Source organism: Myroides sp. LJL116, assembly GCF_054871685.1.
Genome location: NZ_JBTXLR010000003.1, coordinates 92,947 through 111,309, shown reverse-complemented (window position 1 = coordinate 111,309; position 18,363 = coordinate 92,947). Strand labels below are relative to the sequence as shown.

18 protein-coding genes are annotated in these 18,363 nt (G+C 32.2%); 10 read left to right on the top strand and 8 right to left on the bottom strand.

Annotated features, from left to right (window positions below):
- A complete protein-coding gene (locus tag ACYSNM_RS03910; protein WP_461755704.1) occupies window positions 1-273 on the top strand; it encodes a hypothetical protein in 273 nt (90 codons plus the stop codon).
- A 107-nt stretch (window positions 274-380) separates the two neighbouring features.
- Window positions 381-797, top strand: coding sequence for a hypothetical protein (locus tag ACYSNM_RS03905; RefSeq protein WP_461754602.1), 417 nt, complete (start codon window positions 381-383; stop codon window positions 795-797).
- A gap of 55 nt (window positions 798-852) precedes the next feature.
- Here the strand turns inward: ACYSNM_RS03905 and ACYSNM_RS03900 are convergent, their stop codons facing one another.
- The 3 genes from ACYSNM_RS03900 to ACYSNM_RS03890 all read right to left on the bottom strand — a co-directional run bounded on the left by ACYSNM_RS03900 (window position 853) and on the right by ACYSNM_RS03890 (window position 3,101).
- On the bottom strand, window positions 853-1,374 hold the full coding sequence (locus ACYSNM_RS03900) for a DMP19 family protein (RefSeq protein WP_461755703.1): 522 nt from the start codon (window positions 1,372-1,374) through the stop codon (window positions 853-855).
- Window positions 1,375-1,425: 51 nt separating this feature from the next.
- Window positions 1,426-2,490, bottom strand: a complete 1,065-nt coding sequence (locus tag ACYSNM_RS03895) for a nucleoid-associated protein (protein WP_461755702.1) — start codon at window positions 2,488-2,490, stop codon at window positions 1,426-1,428.
- A 62-nt stretch (window positions 2,491-2,552) separates the two neighbouring features.
- On the bottom strand, window positions 2,553-3,101 hold the full coding sequence (locus ACYSNM_RS03890; protein ID WP_461755701.1) for an IS1096 element passenger TnpR family protein: 549 nt from the start codon (window positions 3,099-3,101) through the stop codon (window positions 2,553-2,555).
- 459 nt (window positions 3,102-3,560) lie between these two features.
- Here ACYSNM_RS03890 and ACYSNM_RS03885 point away from each other — a divergent pair, with 459 nt between their 5' ends.
- From ACYSNM_RS03885 to ACYSNM_RS03870, 4 genes are all read left to right on the top strand, one after another.
- Complete coding sequence (locus tag ACYSNM_RS03885; protein WP_461755700.1) at window positions 3,561-3,728, top strand: hypothetical protein; 168 nt, start codon at window positions 3,561-3,563, stop codon at window positions 3,726-3,728.
- Between the two features lie 130 nt (window positions 3,729-3,858).
- A complete protein-coding gene (locus tag ACYSNM_RS03880) occupies window positions 3,859-5,049 on the top strand; it encodes a histidine kinase (protein WP_461755699.1) in 1,191 nt (396 codons plus the stop codon).
- Window positions 5,050-5,061: 12 nt separating this feature from the next.
- Window positions 5,062-5,826 (top strand): LytR/AlgR family response regulator transcription factor, encoded by a 765-nt coding sequence (locus tag ACYSNM_RS03875; protein WP_461755698.1) that lies wholly within the window; start codon window positions 5,062-5,064, stop codon window positions 5,824-5,826.
- 271 nt (window positions 5,827-6,097) lie between these two features.
- Window positions 6,098-7,249: a redoxin domain-containing protein gene (locus ACYSNM_RS03870; protein ID WP_461755697.1), complete on the top strand. Its 1,152-nt coding sequence runs from the start codon at window positions 6,098-6,100 to the stop codon at window positions 7,247-7,249.
- A 135-nt stretch (window positions 7,250-7,384) separates the two neighbouring features.
- Here the strand turns inward: ACYSNM_RS03870 and ACYSNM_RS03865 are convergent, their stop codons facing one another.
- Together ACYSNM_RS03865 and uvrA are read right to left on the bottom strand one after the other, a co-directional pair.
- Window positions 7,385-8,107, bottom strand: coding sequence for an LOG family protein (locus ACYSNM_RS03865; protein WP_461755696.1), 723 nt, complete (start codon window positions 8,105-8,107; stop codon window positions 7,385-7,387).
- Window positions 8,108-8,110: 3 nt separating this feature from the next.
- Window positions 8,111-10,948, bottom strand: a complete 2,838-nt coding sequence (uvrA, locus tag ACYSNM_RS03860; protein WP_461755695.1) for an excinuclease ABC subunit UvrA — start codon at window positions 10,946-10,948, stop codon at window positions 8,111-8,113.
- Between the two features lie 177 nt (window positions 10,949-11,125).
- Between uvrA and ACYSNM_RS03855 the strand changes: the two genes are divergently transcribed.
- The 3 genes from ACYSNM_RS03855 (at window position 11,126) to ACYSNM_RS03845 (ending at window position 14,495) form a co-directional block, all read left to right on the top strand.
- Entirely contained in the window at window positions 11,126-12,463 is a 1,338-nt protein-coding gene (locus ACYSNM_RS03855) for an NCS2 family permease (RefSeq protein ID WP_461755694.1), read from the top strand.
- Between the two features lie 91 nt (window positions 12,464-12,554).
- On the top strand, window positions 12,555-13,499 hold the full coding sequence (locus ACYSNM_RS03850) for a ketopantoate reductase family protein (RefSeq protein WP_461755693.1): 945 nt from the start codon (window positions 12,555-12,557) through the stop codon (window positions 13,497-13,499).
- Window positions 13,500-13,625: 126 nt separating this feature from the next.
- Window positions 13,626-14,495: an alpha/beta hydrolase family protein gene (locus tag ACYSNM_RS03845; RefSeq protein WP_461755692.1), complete on the top strand. Its 870-nt coding sequence runs from the start codon at window positions 13,626-13,628 to the stop codon at window positions 14,493-14,495.
- A 139-nt stretch (window positions 14,496-14,634) separates the two neighbouring features.
- Here ACYSNM_RS03845 and ACYSNM_RS03840 read toward each other — a convergent pair whose 3' ends face one another.
- Genes ACYSNM_RS03840 through ACYSNM_RS03830 form a run of 3 tightly spaced genes read right to left on the bottom strand, consistent with a single transcriptional unit; the run spans window position 14,635 to window position 17,717 of the window.
- Entirely contained in the window at window positions 14,635-15,672 is a 1,038-nt protein-coding gene (locus tag ACYSNM_RS03840; protein ID WP_461755691.1) for a COX15/CtaA family protein, read from the bottom strand.
- Between the two features lie 12 nt (window positions 15,673-15,684).
- Window positions 15,685-17,118, bottom strand: coding sequence for a CCA tRNA nucleotidyltransferase (locus ACYSNM_RS03835; RefSeq protein ID WP_461755690.1), 1,434 nt, complete (start codon window positions 17,116-17,118; stop codon window positions 15,685-15,687).
- A 26-nt stretch (window positions 17,119-17,144) separates the two neighbouring features.
- Window positions 17,145-17,717: an L-threonylcarbamoyladenylate synthase gene (locus tag ACYSNM_RS03830; RefSeq protein WP_461755689.1), complete on the bottom strand. Its 573-nt coding sequence runs from the start codon at window positions 17,715-17,717 to the stop codon at window positions 17,145-17,147.
- Between the two features lie 204 nt (window positions 17,718-17,921).
- Here ACYSNM_RS03830 and ACYSNM_RS03825 point away from each other — a divergent pair, with 204 nt between their 5' ends.
- Window positions 17,922-18,362: a PaaI family thioesterase gene (locus ACYSNM_RS03825; RefSeq protein ID WP_461755688.1), complete on the top strand. Its 441-nt coding sequence runs from the start codon at window positions 17,922-17,924 to the stop codon at window positions 18,360-18,362.
- Window position 18,363: the final 1 nt, after the last annotated feature.

The following is an 18,363-nucleotide window of genomic DNA, read 5'->3' as shown; positions in this document are numbered from 1 at the left end:
ATGATTGGCCCAAATAGAATAAAATATAGACAACTTTTTTTTAGTGTCGTACTAGATTTAATAGGATACTTAAGCTATAGCATACCAGCTTTAGGAGAGTTTTCCGATCTTATTTGGGCGCCTATTTCTTCCTATTTACTAGCTAGAATGTATCCTGGTAAGGTAGGGAAGGTGGGGGCTATAGTTAACTTTATAGAAGAGATAAGCCCAGGATTGGATCTTATCCCAACTTTTACTCTTACTTGGATTTACACATATGTTTATAAAAAATAAATAAACTTGTATTATTCATAAATTTATCTTAAATTTAGTAGACTTCTTCTATAGCATATGGGAGAGATTTCGTTAGTACTATAACCCTAAATTTAAATATTTTGTTTATGAGAAAAATTCTAACACTATTAATCGCCTCTTTAGCCTTGCTAGGATGTAAAGATAATAAGAACAGTAAAATTTTAGGAGATCAAAAGGCTGGAGAGTCTTTAACAGGATGGTACTATTACCATTTAAGTAAAAGTCAATTTGATTCTATTCCTAGTTTACTAAGCGCGGATGATTTTAACGAACAACAGAAAAATCAGCTTGTGAGCGCTATTAAAGACCGACAAGATCAAAATGGACCTATTAAGTCTTTTAATTTAAAGAAATGGGACCAAACCGACAGTAATAAAAAAGAGAAAACTAAAGATTTCGTTTTCGAATATGAAGTAAATTACGAGAAGAAAAGTGTTGTTGAAAAGATTTACCTAGAAAAGAAAGGTAACATCTTAAAAATTTCTTCCATAGACTTTGATTAATGTAATATATAATTGTTTTTTAGGGTTAATAGAAATATCTATTAACCCTTTTTTTTTATTGTAAAAATTCAGAAATACACTCTTGCATCTGCTCTACAGAAGCTACATGTACATCTGGATGAGCCTTTAGCCAAAGTGCATTACTTTGTACTAAATCTGTCTCAAAGCTTTTGAAAGAATCATCATTAAGTAAGGCTATTACTTCCTTGTCGCTTTGGTATGGTTTTTCTAAAAACTTAGCAAGTTTGATTTTGCTAAAAGCTTTTATTCTTCTTTGCTGTTTTTCAAAATAATCTAAATATTCACTATTCTGCATGGCAACAAGTCCACTGTGAATAATCTCTATTAAATCTTGATCCCATTTTGTTTGATGTACAAAACTTGCTAAACCTTCATTTTGTAAGATAGTGTAAAAGAAGTCTACGCAATAACTAGCAAAAGCATCTGGATGTAGCTCGTTGTCATCTACTTGGTTTTCACGTAAGAAATTAATGACAGAAATATTTGAAGCAACAGTATCCTTACTTTGTCCATTGAAGCCATTTTCAGATAGTAAGATATAGGGAAATTCTCTCATGATTTAAGTATTAAAAAAGGCTATTCTTTTTTAAAAAAATAGCCTTGGTTATTAAGATTTTTGTTCTTTATTAAAGTATACTAAGTAATAATACATTTGCTTTTCTTCATCCCAACCTTTTTCAACAAATTTGTCTGCACTATCAGGATTGATAAAATCTAGTTTAATTTGAATATTAGTATCCAAGTTAATAACATTTTTGATCTTTTTTCTTGCATCAGAAACTGCATTATTAGCAATAGGGAAGGAGGTGGTATCTTCAATAGAGTATTTCTCTCCTTTGTCTACTTTATAGTTTTTAAACTCGCTAATTAAGTCAGGATTGTCAATTACTTCGTTTAAGAAATTAGTTTCTTCAAACTCGTCATTTTTTGCAAAGTAGTTTACAGAACGATTCATAAACATTACTTCTTCTTTCTTGTCCTCTGCAGGTAAAACTACTTCTTTAGCAAAGTCTTGACAGAATTTCAAGTACTTCTTTGTCATAAAGGCCTCATCTTGGAAGATATCCACAGATAGGAAGTGTTCTAACCAATAACGAGCATCGTATTTGTTGCTATCTACGGTTAGAATTTTATAACCTTCTTCTTTTTTGTAATTAAAGATGATACATCCTTTATCTAACTTATTTAAGTTAATCCCTTGTTGTAGGATCATTTCTAAGTTAGTGCTGTTTTCTTGAAATTGTAAAAAGTCTGTTTTGATTTCACTTTTAAATACCCCAATAGCATCAACAACATTATTATCAATGGATACATTTGTAAAGTAACAAACGTAAACCTCTCCATTTTTAATGTGTGGATGGTTAGATTGCTCAAATAAATGCTTAGTGATCTTTTTTGAAACTTCATGCATATTCTCAGTAGATGGAGCATTAAATACTTGCTCTACTAAATTGTGCATTTCGTTAAACTCTAAATCAACATCATGAGCAAATTGGTAGTAATTCTCTTCCTTCTCACGAAATGGTTTGAAGAAATACTCTTTTAATAAAGGAGCAATTTCATCATTTAATTTGTAAGGATCCTGTGATAGGAAGTAGGCTTCATTTCTACTTTTATTACCTACACGGTGGATAGAAAGGGTTTCAATATGGGCATTAAATAAATTAATCATAGCAATACTCGTAAAAATAAGGCCAAGGCCTTTTATGAATTAAAATTATTGAATTTCAACTATTAGTTCCAGTTATCTTCTGGATAGTCAAAATCTTCAAAACTATCATCTCCATCAAAGATATCATAATCATCTGAATCTAAGTCATCTTCATAGTCTCCATAGATATCATCAGAAGACATAGGGTCTGTTGTAAAGTTTTTAGCTGGCATGGAATCTGGTAATTCTCCATGAGAGAAAAGTAAATCTGGATATACTCCCGATGGCTCCTCTTGCTCAATAGCTCCTAATTCTACAAAGAAAGTCCACATGTTCATAAAATCATATACATAGATGATTTTAGTTTGTTCTTTGTCTAAAACTTGGTTAATCTTAGTGGAAGCCATAGATAAAGAAGCATCATCATCTCCCATGTCAAATAGGGAAATTTCCTGATCAGCTTGTTCCCACTGGTCATCACAAAGGTAGAAAGACGCTGCTTCCATACCATCAAATCCAAATGCATTAACAATAGCATTGTGAAAATCTTCTAATGTATCCTCTTCTAAAATTGCTATATCTCTAAAGATATCTTCTTCTGTATCAAGGATTACTCTGAATTTATATACCATATTATTGTCTCGATTAAACCGCAAATTTAAACTTATTATTTGTTTAAAGACAATATTTACAGTGGTTTTTATGGGCTTTTTTATTTAGTGGTTTAAAAGGATTGAGCATCAGTTTTTTAAGGCTTTTTTTTGTCAGTCAAATCCTTAAAATATAACTAGATGCTGGTCTGTTTTTATACAGACTAATTTTGTTTGTCAAGGTAGTATAATGTACATTGCATCGATTTGTTATAGCTTAGTTAAAGTATAATGTTGGATTTATTTTTCATTTTGTGTTATGTCCTTATTTTTAAGGTAAGTAGGGATTTTTGTTGGATAGTCAAGTGGTGATAATAGTGTTAAGTATAACTAAAAAAGGCAAAAAGTACAATTGGGTATGCTTATTCGACAATTGGGTACTTCCTTTTTTTTTGACAACTAAAAACGATGCAAATTTGTACTAATCAAAATCCAACTATTATGAAAATTATCCTAATTATAGCAATTAACTTATGTGAACTAGGCTTTACATTAGTGGAACAGATTTGGAACGTCCCAAATATCGAATTGACACAAAGTATACTTAACAAAGAAAATATAGATCAGAACCATGAACAGCAACATGAAAACCAAAACGCTAATAGTTAATCTATTGATTATCATGCTAATTCTTTATATCTTTTTTAAGAAGATATTAAAATTAGTAGACTTAAACCTATTTTTATTTTTTGGATACATTAGCTATTACATTTGTATTTTGTTAACTGTAAACCTATTAGTGGCTAAAAAATATAAGCAAGAGGTTGTACAATATATCCAAAAAGATAGGACAAATATTGTTTTGGCAACTCTAGTAATTAGCTTAGCTAATTTTTTTCTAATATTTATTCTCTCTAGTTTTCTAAAGCTTTTTGATTTATATGTTTTCGGGTATGCAAGCTGGAATAATGTTGGGAATAATTTTTTCGGACCTATTTTCAACTTTAGCTTCTCTTTGTCTTTGCTTTATGCTTTATACATTTATGTGAGTTTGAACAATCTATCGAGTATACAAAAGGTAGAAAAGCAAAAAGAAATAGTTGTTAATGTATCTGCTCAATATGAGAGCCTTAAAAACCAGCTAGATCCGCACTTTTTATTTAATAGCCTAAATGTATTAAGCTCTCTTATAGAGGAGGATCAAGATAAGGCAGTGGAATTCACTCATTCTCTATCAAAGACTTATCGTTATATATTAGAACAAAAGGATAAGGATTTGGTTCCTTTAGAACAAGAATTGGAGTTTGCTAAAGTCTATATTGATCTATTGCAAATGAGGTTTGAAGACACCCTTATTTTTGAATTGCCGCAAAACATTGAACAACAAGGAGCTAAAGTTGTGCCTTTATCTTTACAATTACTTTTAGAAAATGCCATTAAGCATAATAAAGCTACAGAACAAGAGCCTATTACTATCCGTATAATGGAAAAGAGTAATGGTTATTTAGTGGTGGAGAACAATCTAAATAAGAAGAAAATTCTAGAGCAAAGACAAGGAATAGGATTAGATAATATTAAAAGAAGATATAGTTATTTAAGTTCTAAACCCGTGAAGGTAGAGCAAAACGAGGAGTTCTTCACTGTGAGTATTCCAATTTTAACTAAAGTCTATGAGCAAATGAAAATTATTGATCAAGAAAAAACCGAACCAGAATTAATTCTAGAAGCAAAGAAAAAGGTTGAAAAGATAAAGGCATTTTACAGTCATCTAACTGTGTTTATTATGACAAACTTGTTCTTAGTAGGATTAAACCTATTAACTTCTCCTGAATTTTTATGGAGCTTGATAGTTATGTTCTTTTGGGCTATTATTCTTGTGGCTCAGTTTATGAAAGTCAATAATTATTCTTTCTTTTTAGGTGATAACTGGGAGGAGAAGCAAATCGATCAATACATTAAAGAGAACCAAAGCAAAGGTAATAAAGAGTAAAATTAGTATGTCATGCAAATAAAACGAATTGTAATAATTGAAGATGAGAAGCCAGCTGCTCGATCCTTAGATAGAAAGCTAAAGGCTATGGGGTATCAAGTAGATACGTATTTATCCACTGTAGAGGAATCTATCGACTATTTTACTAATAATACCCATCCTGACTTAATTTTTTTAGATATTCAATTAAGTGATGGATTATCCTTTGAGATTTTTGAACACGTACATGTCAATAGCGCTATCATTTTTACTACTGCTTATGATCAGTATGCTTTAAAAGCTTTTAAATTAAATAGTATTGACTATTTACTTAAACCAATCGGGCAAAGTGAACTTAGTTTTGCTTTGAATAAATTTATATCTAATTCCTCTCCTATATTAGACTTAAGTGAGCAATTACAAGTCTTCCAACAATTAATGAATAAAGCAGGAGGTTCATCGTACAAAGAAAGGTTCTCGGTTAAAATAGGCCAACAGATCAAAGTTGTCGAATTAGAGCAGATAAGTTGTTTTTTTAGTGAAAATAAAGCTACCTATATTAAAACTGTAGAGGGAAGAGACTATCTTTTAGATCAGTCACTAGAAGTGGTGGAAAAAAACCTGGATCCCAAAAGTTTTTTCCGAATCAATCGTAAATATATCGTCAACATAAAGAGTATTTCCGATATATATAGTTATTCTAATTCTCGTTTAAAAATAAATTTGCAGCACTTTCAAAGTGAGGACCTCGTGGTAAGTAGGGAGAAAGTAAGTGATTTTAAACTTTGGTTAGAATAAAAATTAGCAATAGATTAGTTAAGTTAACGTAAAAGAGCAGTTGTTTGTCTATAAAACTTCTGCTCTTTAGCTGTTTTTAAGGATATTATTAGAAAATGAATTTCTTTTTATTAAAGAGTAGGTGAATGTTTTGTGAAAAAACGATGAAATTATTTTTAATTCATTATTTTAGCTAATTAAAATGTTTTTAAAACTACACTATTACTAAAGTCTAATAGGGTAGTTTTAGAAAAAGATTAAAATGTTTTTAATAAACTAAACAAAAAAACAAATGAAAAAAGTTAGTATTTTATTAATCTCTTGTATTGCACTTTTTAGCTGTTCTAAAAGTAATACTATAGAGATAAAATCCTCAGATGATTCTTTAAATGACAAAAAGATTGAGGTTATTACTATGGTAGAAGGAACACCTGAACCAGTAGTAGTTGCAAGTGGAGTAGTAAAAGATGGAAAATTGAGCATCGAGAATCCATTTACAGATATTGAAGAGGCTTACTTAAGAGTAGAAAACCAACAAAATATTGGAGTATTCTTTATTGGGGAACCGGGGCAAATCACTATATCAATGAATCCTGCTGATCCAAAACTTAACGTTGTTGGGGGGACAAAAAGTAATACCCAAGTACAAGATTTTCAAAATGCTGTAAATCCAAAAGTGGAGGCAATAATGAACTTTAGTACTGAAAATGGAATGAAGCTGATGACTTTGTCACAAAGTGAAGATCCAAGTGCTATGCAAGAATTACAGGAGTTAGATAAACAACAAAATCAGTTAATGGAAGATATGAATTCTACTATTACAGATTTTAAAGCTAATAATCCGCAGTCTCCTATTACAATGATCTTACTTGCTCAAGATGCTAGTGATCCTTCTAAAGACATCGATGCTACATTAGAAACATTTAATGCTTTCCCTGAAAATATTAAAAGCTCTAAAGTAGGTCAAAAAACAAAGAAAATATTAGATCAAGCTAAAGAAAAATCTTCAAAAGGATTACAAGTAGGTCAAAAGTTACCAAACTTTAAAGCTCAAACTCCAACAGGAGAAGAAATTACTCTAGAGCAGTTTACTAATGGTAAAAAATTAATATTGGTAGATGTTTGGGCTGCTTGGTGTGGACCTTGTCGTCAAGAGAATCCTAATGTAGTAAGAACTTACAACCAATTTAAAGACCAAGGTTTTGATATCATAGGATATTCATTAGATAAAACACAAGATGCATGGTTAAATGCTATTGAGAAAGATCAATTAACATGGACACAAGTTTCTAACCTTTTATTCTGGGAAGATCCAATTGTTGCAGATTACGGAATTGAGGGAATCCCTGCTAATTACTTAATCGATGGAAACGGAGTGATTATTGCTCAGAACCTTAGAGGACCAGCGTTAGCTGAAAAAGTACAAGAAGTATTAAATCAATAATATATAAGAAAAGTTCTACATAACGTAGAACTTTTTTTTATTCTGTAATTATCGTTTTAAAAAAAGAAACCGCAAAAAGAATATTCTTTTTGCGGTTTTTATTTATAAAAAACAATACATGTGGAAATACAATAATTAGAAATTCGGCTGTAAGCTATACTTCTTATAGAAAGTATCAATAACTTCTACAACTTCGTCTGCTGAATCTACGATTTTAATTAAATCTAAGTCTTTCTCTGAGATATTATTGTGTCCGTGCAATAAAGTAGTTTTGATCCAGTCCATTAAACCACTCCAAAATTCTGTACCAACTAAGATAATTGGAAATTTGGCAATTTTCTTGGTCTGAATTAAGGTAATAGCCTCAAAAAGTTCGTCAAGAGTTCCAAATCCTCCAGGCATTACAACAAAACCTTGAGAGTATTTAACAAACATTACTTTTCTTACGAAAAAGTAGTCAAACTCTAAGTTTTTATCAGCGTCAATATAAGGGTTAAAGTGCTGTTCAAATGGAAGGTCAATATTTAAACCCACCGAGACACCTTGTCCTAAATGAGCTCCTTTATTTCCTGCCTCCATAATACCAGGTCCTCCACCGGTAATAACACCATAACCTGCTTTGCTTATTTTATATGCTATCTCTTCAGTTAATTTATAGTATGGATCATCTGTTTTTGTTCTTGCTGAACCAAAAATAGAAACACAAGGACCTAAACGTCCTATTTTCTCGTATCCATTAACAAACTCAGACATTATTTTAAAAATAGCCCAAGAATCATTTATTTTAATTTCTGCCCAGGTTTTTTGTTTGAATTTTTCTTTAATCTTCGCATCGTCATTTTCAAAAGTTTCTTTCATAATTTAATTCTTTTTTAATTCCTTTTCAAGAAAATACCCTGTAAAGCTATCTTTATTTTTGATGATTTGCTCCGGTGTTCCACTAGCTACGATTTGTCCGCCATTTTTACCACCTTCTGGTCCAACATCAATAATGTAGTCGGCTAATTTAATTACATCTAAATTATGTTCAATAATTAAGACGGTATTTCCTTTTTCTACTAGTTTAGTGATAACTTCCATCAGTACTCTGATATCTTCAAAGTGTAAACCAGTTGTAGGCTCATCCAAAATATAGAAAGTATTTCCTGTATCTTTTTTGGACAATTCACTAGCTAGCTTAATTCTTTGGGCTTCTCCACCAGATAGGGTAGTACTTTGCTGCCCTAAAGTTAAATATCCTAAACCAACTTCATTTATCGTTTTCAATTTACGGTAAATTTTTGGAATATTTTCAAAAAACTCACAAGCTTCTTCTACAGTCATATTTAAAATGTCCGATATAGATTTTCCTTTATATCGAATTTCTAAAGTTTCTCTGTTAAAACGCTTGCCTTGGCAAATTTCACATTCTACATATACATCAGGTAGAAAGCCCATTTCAATGGTTCTTACACCACTTCCTTCACAAGAGTCACAACGACCACCTTTTACGTTAAAGCTAAATCTACCTGGTTTATATCCTCTTATAGAGGCCTCTGTAGTTTGAGCAAATAAGCTTCTAATATCAGAGAAAACCTCCGTATAGGTAGCAGGGTTAGAACGCGGGGTTCTTCCAATAGGGCTTTGGTCAATTGCAATAACTTTATCAATGTTTTCTAAACCACTTATTTTTTTATAAGGTTGGGGTTTGGCAACTGCATTAAAAAAGTGAGTGTTTAAAATAGGATAAAGTGTACCATTAATTAAAGTAGACTTCCCTGAGCCTGAAACTCCTGTTACACAAGTTAAAGTACCAAGAGGAACCTCTATAGAAGCATTTTTCAGATTATTACCTGTTGCTCCTTCTAGGGATAAAAATTTACCATTTCCTTTTCTTCTCTTTTTAGGTACAGGGATTTCTAATTCTCCATGAATGTATTTAGCCGTTAAAGTGTCTTCCTTTAAAAGCTCCTCTGGAGTACCTTTACTAATAATCTGTCCTCCATTTTTACCAGCAAAAGGACCTATATCAATCACATAATCCGCTCTTTGAATCATATCTTTATCATGCTCTACTACAAGCACTGAGTTTCCAATATCTCTTAATGATTCTAAAGACTTAATTAAGCGTTCGTTATCTCTTTGGTGTAATCCAATACTAGGTTCATCTAAAATATATAAAACACCTACAAGTTGGGATCCAATTTGGGTGGCTAAGCGAATTCGTTGGGCTTCACCACCGGAAAGTGTTCTAGAACTTCTATTTAAAGATAAATAAGTTAAACCTACGTCTTGTAAGAAGTTTAATCTAGTTTTAATTTCCTTTATAACCTCATTGGCAATTTGCTTTTGCTTTTTAGTTAGTTTGGTTTCAATAGTGGAAAACCATTCAATTAATGTAGCTACATCCATTTGAATTAATTCTCCTATATTTTTCTTAGCTATCTTAAAATATAGTGCTTCTTTTTTTAAGCGGGTACCATCACATTGTGGACAAATAATTTCATCCATAAATTCCTTAGCCCATCTTTTTATTGTAGCACTGTCATTTTCATCATATTGGTTTTGTATAAAGTTTACAACTCCTTCAAAATCAATTTTATAGTTTTTAGTAATCCCTGCAACTTTACTGACAACGGAAAAACTCTCTTGTCCACCATATAAAATAATATCCATAGCCTCTTTAGAGATCTTAGAAATGGGGTCACTTAGAGTAAAACCATATTTTTGACCTATGGTTTCTAACTGAGTAAAGATCCAAGTCTTTTTCATTTCTCCTAATGGAGCAAGACCTCCTTTTTGAATGCTTATAGAATCATCAGGGATAATCTTGGACATATTAATTTCATTAATTGTACCAAGTCCATTACATTTATCACAAGCCCCTTTTGGAGAGTTAAATGAAAAGTTGTTAGGTTCTGGTTTAGGATATGAAATACCTGTTGTAGGACACATTAAATGTCTAGAGAAAAACCTTGCCTGTGGGTTGTCTTGTTCAATCACCATGATAATATCCTCCCCATAATGCATTGCAACTTTAATACTTTGTGCAATTCGTTGAAGGGTTAATTCGGTATTATCTACAGCAATACGATCAATTACTATTTCGATATCATGGTTTTTGTAACGATCCACCTTCATTCCAGAAACAATATCTTTTATTTCTCCATCTACTCGTACTTTTAAAAAGCCTTGTTTGGCGATATGCTCAAAAAGTTCTCTATAATGCCCCTTTCTTGAACGTACCACAGGAGCTAAGATATTAATCCTCTTTCCCTGGAAGTCTTTGACAATTAAATCTTGGATTTGCTCATCAGAGTAGCTTACCATTTTTTCTCCTGTATTATAGCTATATGCATCCGATGCTCTAGCATATAAAAGTCGTAAAAAATCGTAAATTTCCGTAATGGTCCCAACGGTGGAACGCGGTGATTTATTAGTTGTTTTTTGTTCAATGGCAATCACGGGAGATAAACCATCAATTTTATCTACATCTGGACGTTCTAACCCCCCTAGAAATTGTCTAGCGTAAGCTGAGAAGGTTTCAATATATCTTCTTTGCCCTTCGGCATATATAGTATCAAAAGCTAAGGAAGATTTCCCAGAGCCAGATAGACCTGTTATAACAACAAGTTTCTCTCGAGGTATACTAACATCTATATTTTTTAAGTTATGGACTCTAGCTCCAATTACTTCTATGGTATCTTCAGTATTATGCATATTTTTTCACAAAGAAACAAAGATAAAGAATTCAAACTATTTAAAGAAGTAATAAGCATTTTACTAAAGGACAACTTTAGCAATATTTAAACATTTTAATAAAGAAATTCTTAACTTTCTATAGACTAGGGTGCAAAATACTTTAGTACTTTTGCATTTTTAAATAACAACACAACAATGAAGGAATTTTTCGAAAAGTATTTCGACCTAAAGAAAAATAATACCACCATTTCAAAAGAGTTCCTCGCAGGGGTAATTACTTTTTTGACCATGTCGTATATTCTAGTAGTTAACCCTATGATTTTATCGGAGGCAGGTATGGATAAAAATGCACTATTTACCACAACCGCTCTAACAGCAATAATTGCTACTTTATTCATGGGATTGTACGCTAAACTACCTATTGCACAAGCCCCAGGAATGGGCCTTAATAGTTTTTTTACCTATACAGTAGTGTTAACCCTAGGGTATAGCTGGCAATTTGCGTTAACGGCTGTTTTTATTGAAGGTTTATTATTCTTATTATTAACTTTTTTCAATGTAAGAGAGTTAATTGTCAAAAGCATTCCCAAGGTATTAAAAGATGCTATTCCAGTAGGAATTGGTATGTTTATTACCTTAATTGGTCTAAAAAGTGCCGGAATAGTAGTTAGTGATCCTAATACATTAGTACGCCTTGGAGACTTTTCCAATCACTCGGTTTGGATTGCTTTTTTTGGATTAATAATCAGCGGTATTTTATTTATTCGCAACATAAATGGGGCAATCTTGTTTGGGATTTTAAGTGCTACAGTATTGGGTATTGTTTTAGGAGATGTAAACTTGCCTTCTACTATTGTAGATATTCCACCTTCGATTGAGCCTATTTTTGGTAAAGCTTTAGAGCCAATGTTTACCAAAGAAGGATGGGATCAAATCCTTTCATTAGATATGGTAATTATTGTCTTTACCTTTTTGTTTGTAAACTTATTTGATACTATTGGTACTTTGATAGGTGTTGTTTCTAAAACAAATATAGCAGACAAAGACGGTAACTTCCCTCAGATGAAAAAAGCGCTTTTTACCGATGCTATTGGTACTACTTTTGGAGCAGTATTAGGAACAAGTTCGGTAACTTCTTACGTGGAAAGTGCCTCAGGAGTAGCAAGTGGTGGTCGTACGGGCTTAACAGCTGTGTCTGTGGCTTTAATGTTCGCTTTATCCTTGTTTTTCGCCCCAGTGTTTTTGATTATTCCACCAGCTGCTACCGCTCCAGCTTTAATTGTAGTTGGACTATTTATGATTTCAAGTGTGAGTAATATAAACTTCACTAATTTTAGTGATGGGCTTCCAGCTTTTTTAACTATTATTTTCATGCCCTTCACCTATAGTATTGCAGAGGGGATTGTGTTTGGAATTTTAAGCTATACTATATTTAAATTATTCTCCAAAGAATATAAACAAATAACCTTAACAGTGTATTTGTTATTCGCCTTATTTTTGTTTAAAATAATTTTAGAAAACTGGGGGAATTAACCCTAAAAAAAAGAAGATTTTTTGTTAAAAAAGGTCTTCTTTTTTTCTTTAAAAACCACTATCTTGTATATTAGTTTTAAAAGAAAAAAAAATGTCTACAAAAATAAAAATCTCAATTGTTGGCCTAGGTGGAGTAGGCGGATTCTATGGCGGACTATTAGCCAATACTTACCAAAACTCTTCAGATGTAGAAGTGTGTTTTTTGTCTAGAAATCAAAATCTACAGACTATCAAAAAGCAAGGTTTAAAGGTAGAAGATGCTGACAAAACCATTATTGCTAAACCAGCTTTAATTAGTGATGATGCCAAGGAAATAGGTGTAAGTGATTATATTATTTTAGCTACTAAGACCTATGATTTACAACAGGCTATCCTTCAAATAAAGCCTATGGTAGGACCAAATACGGTTATCCTTCCTCTTTTAAACGGAACCCAAAGTTATATTGAGTTAAAATTAGCTTTCCCAAATGCATTAGTATTACAGGGATGTACCTATATCTTAACGCGTTTATCCCAGCCTGGTGTAGTACAAAACCCTAGTGGGAAACAGTATATTTATTTTGGATTGCAAAACGCAACTGATCCTAGAATGGGTAAATTAGAGCAGCTTTTTAAAAAGGCAGGAATTCTTTGTACTCTAACCCAGAATATCAATACTGAAATTTGGAAAAAATACATTTTAGTATCTGCTTCTGCAATGGCAACTACTTATTATAATGCAAGTTTTAATGAAATTATAGCTAAATACCCAGGGCAAATAAAAGAACTTCTTCAAGAGGCTATAAGCGTGGCACAAGGGCTAAATATTAGTATTCCTAAGGGCTTAGCAGAGACCATTATGGAGAATTTTAATAATAATCCTGCTGGATCAACTACTTCTATGCACAGTGATTTTTTAGCGCATAAAACAATTACAGAATTAGATACTATGGGTGGATATATTGTTAGACAGGCAGATGCCTTAGGTATAGCAGTTCCTTTATATACTAAAATGTACATCAAACTTCTTTCCAACCAAGATTTACCTTATAATTAAAAAGACCATTATAGAAGAGTTTTTTAAGCTTTATTGTCCTTAAAACCTTATCTTGTGTGTTTATCTATATTTTCAAAAAATATAGGCCAGAATAATGAAGCACATAAAGCTTAAAAAACTCAATAAATGGAATTAATAAAACAGAGTCTTGTAATAGATAAGACTCAAGGTAAAATTCTTAGTGATTTCACTTATCCCAAAGGTCAAAAGAACTTGCCTTTGGTTATCTTTGCACATGGGTATAAAGGTTTTAAAGATTGGGGAGCTTGGCATATAGCCATGGATACTATTGCAAAAGCAGGTGCTTTTGTGGTAAAGTTTAATTTCTCAAAAAATGGAACTTCCATTGAAAATCCTACCGAATTTGTGGATTTAGAGGCTTTCGCAACTAATACCTATTCTTTAGAGCAAGAAGATCTAAAAGATGTTATAAATGCTTATAAAACCCATGCTCTAGTGGATTCTACAGATATCAGTATTATAGGTCATAGTAGAGCAGGAGGTAATGTAGTTTTACAGGGCTGTTATAATCCAGATGTTACTAAAGTTATTATATGGGCAGGAGTTGCGGATTTTAAAAAGCGCTTTCCGCAAAGACAACGTTTTGACTCTTGGAAAGAAAGAGGAGTTTTCTATGTTAAGAATCTACGTACTAATCAAGAGTTACCCCATTATTTTACATATTGGGAAGATTTTGAAACCAATTTTGAAGCATTAAATATTCAAAAGGCTGCACAAAATCTAAAGAAACCTACCTTAATAGTTCATGGTACTTTAGATCAAGCTGTAGATGTTAAAGAAGCAGACCTTTTACATTTGTGGATTACTAGCTCAAGTTTGATTAAAATAGAAGATGCAGATCACGTTTTTGGGGCAAAGCATCCTTATTTAAATAAAGTATTGTCGCGTGATTTAAACCTTGTGGTAGAAAAGACAATAGATTTTATATTAGATAAAAACCCTGCGGTAGAGAGTCTTGTAATAAAAGCAGATTAATCCTAGTTAAATAGAGTACATACATAGGTACAGAATAAAAAAAGCTTTATTGACATTGTCAATAAAGCTTTTTTTATTCTACCTATTTTACAGTGTTTAAGCTGTAAAGAAAGGAATTATCTTGCTATTTTTCGCATAGTTAGTTTTCGTTACTTTTACCACAGTGGTAACATTTACGTGCCTCTAGAACTAATTGGAATTGTACTCCGAATAATAAAGAAGCCAATACTAAGTGAGCTGCTTGCGTTCCAAAAGGGAAGTGGAAATAGCTCATAAGTACTCCTGATATTACCTCTAAAGTCAATAATACTAGTACCCAATTCATTTTATTAAATCCTAGGCTTAATCTTCTATTTAAATAAAATAAATAAAAGTTAATAAATAAGATTAAAAATGAGAAGCTTCTATGGATAAAAAAGTCTACTCTAGGATTGTTTAACCATAAGTATTCGTTAGTTATCCCAGCGCGAACCTGTTCATCAATAAATTCGCGAACTTGCGTACCTAAAACTACTTGTACTAAAGTACAAATAAGTGCAATAGTTAGTAAGAATCTGAATTTACCATCATACTTTTTAATCTCTGTTTTGTTTTGAGCTCCTCTAATAATAGCTATTATCAATGCTACAATCACGAGGGCCATTACCATATGAGTAGTAATCTTAAATGGATTGAGCTCTGAGTAAACTACTGTAGCTCCTAACCAAGCTTGGAAGCCCATTAAAAAAACAACTAACCAAGAGGCTAAAACCAAGGATTTTTTAGTTCTCCAATAGCCAAAGGAACTAACTGCCATTGCAACACAAGCAAACCCTGCTAAGGCACCACACAATCTATTGATGTATTCAATCCAAGTATGTTGTGCATTGAATTGTGCATAAGCGTGTTTGGTGTATTTTTCCCAATTATCTATATCAATAGAGCTACCTGTAGTAAGGTTAGTTTTTGCCTTATACAGACTCTCTTGGTAAATAATCATTTGTCCTTTTTCATATTCCCTATCACTTTGCCATTGAATCTCTTCAATTTCAGTAGGAGGAATATAAAAACCAAAACATTTCGGCCAATCCGGACATCCCATTCCTGAACCAGTCATTCGTACCGCAGCACCAGCAAAAATTACTAGATAGACTAATACTAAAGAAAGTTTTGAAAGAGATAAGAAATATTTCTTCATTTTTATATGTTATTATTTATTAACTACTTCAAGACCCATTTTGGTAGCTTTAGATACCATATATTGGTAAGCTGCATCGTATTCATTAGCGATAACACCTTCCAATATAGCTTCTTTAATCGACTCTTTAATCGAGCCAATTTCTCTACAAGGTCCAAGGCCAAAAGTTTCCATAATTTCTTCTCCGCTAATTGGTGGTTGAAAGTTTCTAATTTGATCTCTTTCTTCTACCTCAACAATTTTTTCACGAACAAGTTTAAAGTTATTATGGTATTTTTTGAATTTATTTGCATTCTTTGTGGTAATATCCGCCTCACATAAAATCATTAAATCTTCTACATTTTCTCCAGCATCAAAAACTAGGCGTCGAACAGCTGAATCGGTAACTTCTTTTTGAGAAAGAACCACAGGTCTTGAACTCATGGTTACCATCTTTTGAACGAATTTCATTTTTTGGTTCAAAGGCATATGAAGTCTAGTGAAAATGGTTTTAACCATTTTACCTCCTAAAAACTCATGTCCATGGAAGGTCCATCCATTTCTTTTGCTAAATCTTTTAGTTGGAGCCTTACCAATATCGTGTAATAAAGCTGCCCATCTTAGCCAAAGGTCTTCTGTATTTCTACTAATGTTATCTACTACCTCTAAAGTGTGGTAAAAGTTATTTTTATGGGTATGTCCTTCAATTTCCTCTACTTGATTTAAGGCAACTAATTCTGGTAGAATCAAATGTAATAATCCAGTTTTGTATAATAATAAAAATCCTATAGATGGGGTAGGAGTTTGTAATATCTTATTTAATTCCTCTACAATTCTTTCGCCTGAAATAATTTCTAACCTTGAATGATTTCTAGTAATTGCTTCTAAAGATTCCTCTTCAATGCGGAAATTAAGTTGAGTGGCAAAGCGAATTGCTCTCATCATGCGCAATGGGTCATCTGAATAAGTGATATCAGGATCTAAAGGCGTGCGAATTATCTTATTTTCTAAATCTTTTTGCCCATCAAAAGGATCTAATAAGTGTCCAAAGTTTTCTTTGTTCAAAGAAAGCGCTAGAGCATTTATTGTAAAGTCTCTTCTGTTTTGATCATCTTGTAGGCTACCATCTTCTACAACAGGTTTTCTACTATCAAAATGATAAGACTCTTTTCTAGCTCCTACAAACTCTACATCAATATCCATATACCTAAGCATAGCAGTACCGTAGTTTTTAAATACTTGTACTTTTGGATGATTGGGTAATAAGCGAGAAACTTCTAAGGCTAGCTCTATACCACTGCCTATGGCAACAATATCAATGTCTTTTTTAGAATCTCTTTGTAATAAAAAATCTCTAACAAACCCACCAATAACATAACTATCTACTTTTAAATTACGAGCTGCTTGACTAACAATCTCAAAAATAGGATGTTCTAGGGCTTGTGTATATATTGGGGTCTTATTCATAGTGTATAAAGTAAAATACCAAGGACTTATTTTCTAAGTATTGTTACTTGATTGTTTTGTTTTAATTTAATAACTGTGGAAGGTGTTCCTGGTTTAGTTTCTTCTTGTCTTAATTTTACAATGTAATCCACACCTTCAATAATATCTAAAGAAATTTCATAGAAGTTTCTTGGAGAAGGATAACCGCTAATATTAGCAGAGGTAGAAACTAAAGGAGATTTCATTCTTTCAATTAACTTATAGCAAAAAGGATCTTTTATTATCCTAACACCTAAAGAATTGTCACTTGAAATAACTTCTTTTGCAACATGTTGTGGGTTATCTAAAACTAAAGTAGTTGGTTTCTCACTGTAGTCTATAATATCCCAGGCAACCTCAGGAATTTGAGGGAAAATACGATGCATTAATCGATCACCGTTTACCAAAACAATCATGCTTTTGGTTTCCATTCGTTTTTTTAATTCATAAATCTTTTTAACTGCTTGTGCATTATTAGCATCGCAGCCTATGCCCCAAATCGTATCGGTTGGATATAAAATGATACCACCATCTTTAATAACTTGATAGGCATTATGAACTTCTTGTTGGATATCTTCCATTATCTTTCTAATTATATTTTTCGTAACTTTATTCTACGAGGGTCTAAAATTACTAAAAAATCCTATAATCACGGTGATTTATCTAGCTTTAAAGTTGACCATAGTCCAAAAAACACTAGAATTATAAATAATTTAAGACATCAAAGTTAATTTTACTTTAAAATTAAGAGCTTTATATTTGCCGAAGTATAACTTTGCAAGTGAATGAGCAAAATGAGAAACAAACAATTCGATAAGCAAGCAACCTTAAAAATGTTTAAAGACATTTCGAAAGATACTTTAATGCAGACCCTAGGCATAGAATTTATAGATGCAGGTCCAGATTTTTTAGTTGCAACTATGCCGGTTAATTCCAAGGTACATCAACCAATGGGCTTATTACATGGAGGAGCAAGTGTAGCTCTTGCTGAAAGTCTAGGTAGTGGTGCTTCGCTAATGTTAATTGATACTAACACCCAAGAGGTAAGGGGTATTGAGATTTCGGCCAACCATGTTAAAAGTAAAAGAGCTGGAAGAGTAATTGGAAAGGCTACACTATTACATCGTGGAAGGACTATACATTTATGGGAGATAAGGATAACCGATGATAATAATGAGTTAATTTCTATTTGTAAAATAACTAATATTGTAATGAATAAAGCATAAT

Excerpts from the sequence above, each read along its gene's own strand:
- ACYSNM_RS03910 (WP_461755704.1), top strand. The coding sequence starts at position 1 with ATGATTGGCCCAAATAGAATAAAATATAGACAACTTTTTTTTAGTGTC.
- ACYSNM_RS03905 (WP_461754602.1), top strand. The coding sequence starts at position 381 with ATGAGAAAAATTCTAACACTATTAATCGCCTCTTTAGCCTTGCTAGGA.
- ACYSNM_RS03900 (WP_461755703.1), bottom strand. The coding sequence starts at position 1,374 with ATGAGAGAATTTCCCTATATCTTACTATCTGAAAATGGCTTCAATGGA.
- ACYSNM_RS03895 (WP_461755702.1), bottom strand. The coding sequence starts at position 2,490 with ATGATTAATTTATTTAATGCCCATATTGAAACCCTTTCTATCCACCGT.
- ACYSNM_RS03890 (WP_461755701.1), bottom strand. The coding sequence starts at position 3,101 with ATGGTATATAAATTCAGAGTAATCCTTGATACAGAAGAAGATATCTTT.
- ACYSNM_RS03885 (WP_461755700.1), top strand. The coding sequence starts at position 3,561 with ATGAAAATTATCCTAATTATAGCAATTAACTTATGTGAACTAGGCTTT.
- ACYSNM_RS03875 (WP_461755698.1), top strand. The coding sequence starts at position 5,062 with ATGCAAATAAAACGAATTGTAATAATTGAAGATGAGAAGCCAGCTGCT.
- ACYSNM_RS03870 (WP_461755697.1), top strand. The coding sequence starts at position 6,098 with ATGAAAAAAGTTAGTATTTTATTAATCTCTTGTATTGCACTTTTTAGC.
- ACYSNM_RS03865 (WP_461755696.1), bottom strand. The coding sequence starts at position 8,107 with ATGAAAGAAACTTTTGAAAATGACGATGCGAAGATTAAAGAAAAATTC.
- uvrA (WP_461755695.1), bottom strand. The coding sequence starts at position 10,948 with ATGCATAATACTGAAGATACCATAGAAGTAATTGGAGCTAGAGTCCAT.
- ACYSNM_RS03855 (WP_461755694.1), top strand. The coding sequence starts at position 11,126 with ATGAAGGAATTTTTCGAAAAGTATTTCGACCTAAAGAAAAATAATACC.
- ACYSNM_RS03850 (WP_461755693.1), top strand. The coding sequence starts at position 12,555 with ATGTCTACAAAAATAAAAATCTCAATTGTTGGCCTAGGTGGAGTAGGC.
- ACYSNM_RS03845 (WP_461755692.1), top strand. The coding sequence starts at position 13,626 with ATGGAATTAATAAAACAGAGTCTTGTAATAGATAAGACTCAAGGTAAA.
- ACYSNM_RS03840 (WP_461755691.1), bottom strand. The coding sequence starts at position 15,672 with ATGAAGAAATATTTCTTATCTCTTTCAAAACTTTCTTTAGTATTAGTC.
- ACYSNM_RS03835 (WP_461755690.1), bottom strand. The coding sequence starts at position 17,118 with ATGAATAAGACCCCAATATATACACAAGCCCTAGAACATCCTATTTTT.
- ACYSNM_RS03830 (WP_461755689.1), bottom strand. The coding sequence starts at position 17,717 with ATGGAAGATATCCAACAAGAAGTTCATAATGCCTATCAAGTTATTAAA.
- ACYSNM_RS03825 (WP_461755688.1), top strand. The coding sequence starts at position 17,922 with ATGAGCAAAATGAGAAACAAACAATTCGATAAGCAAGCAACCTTAAAA.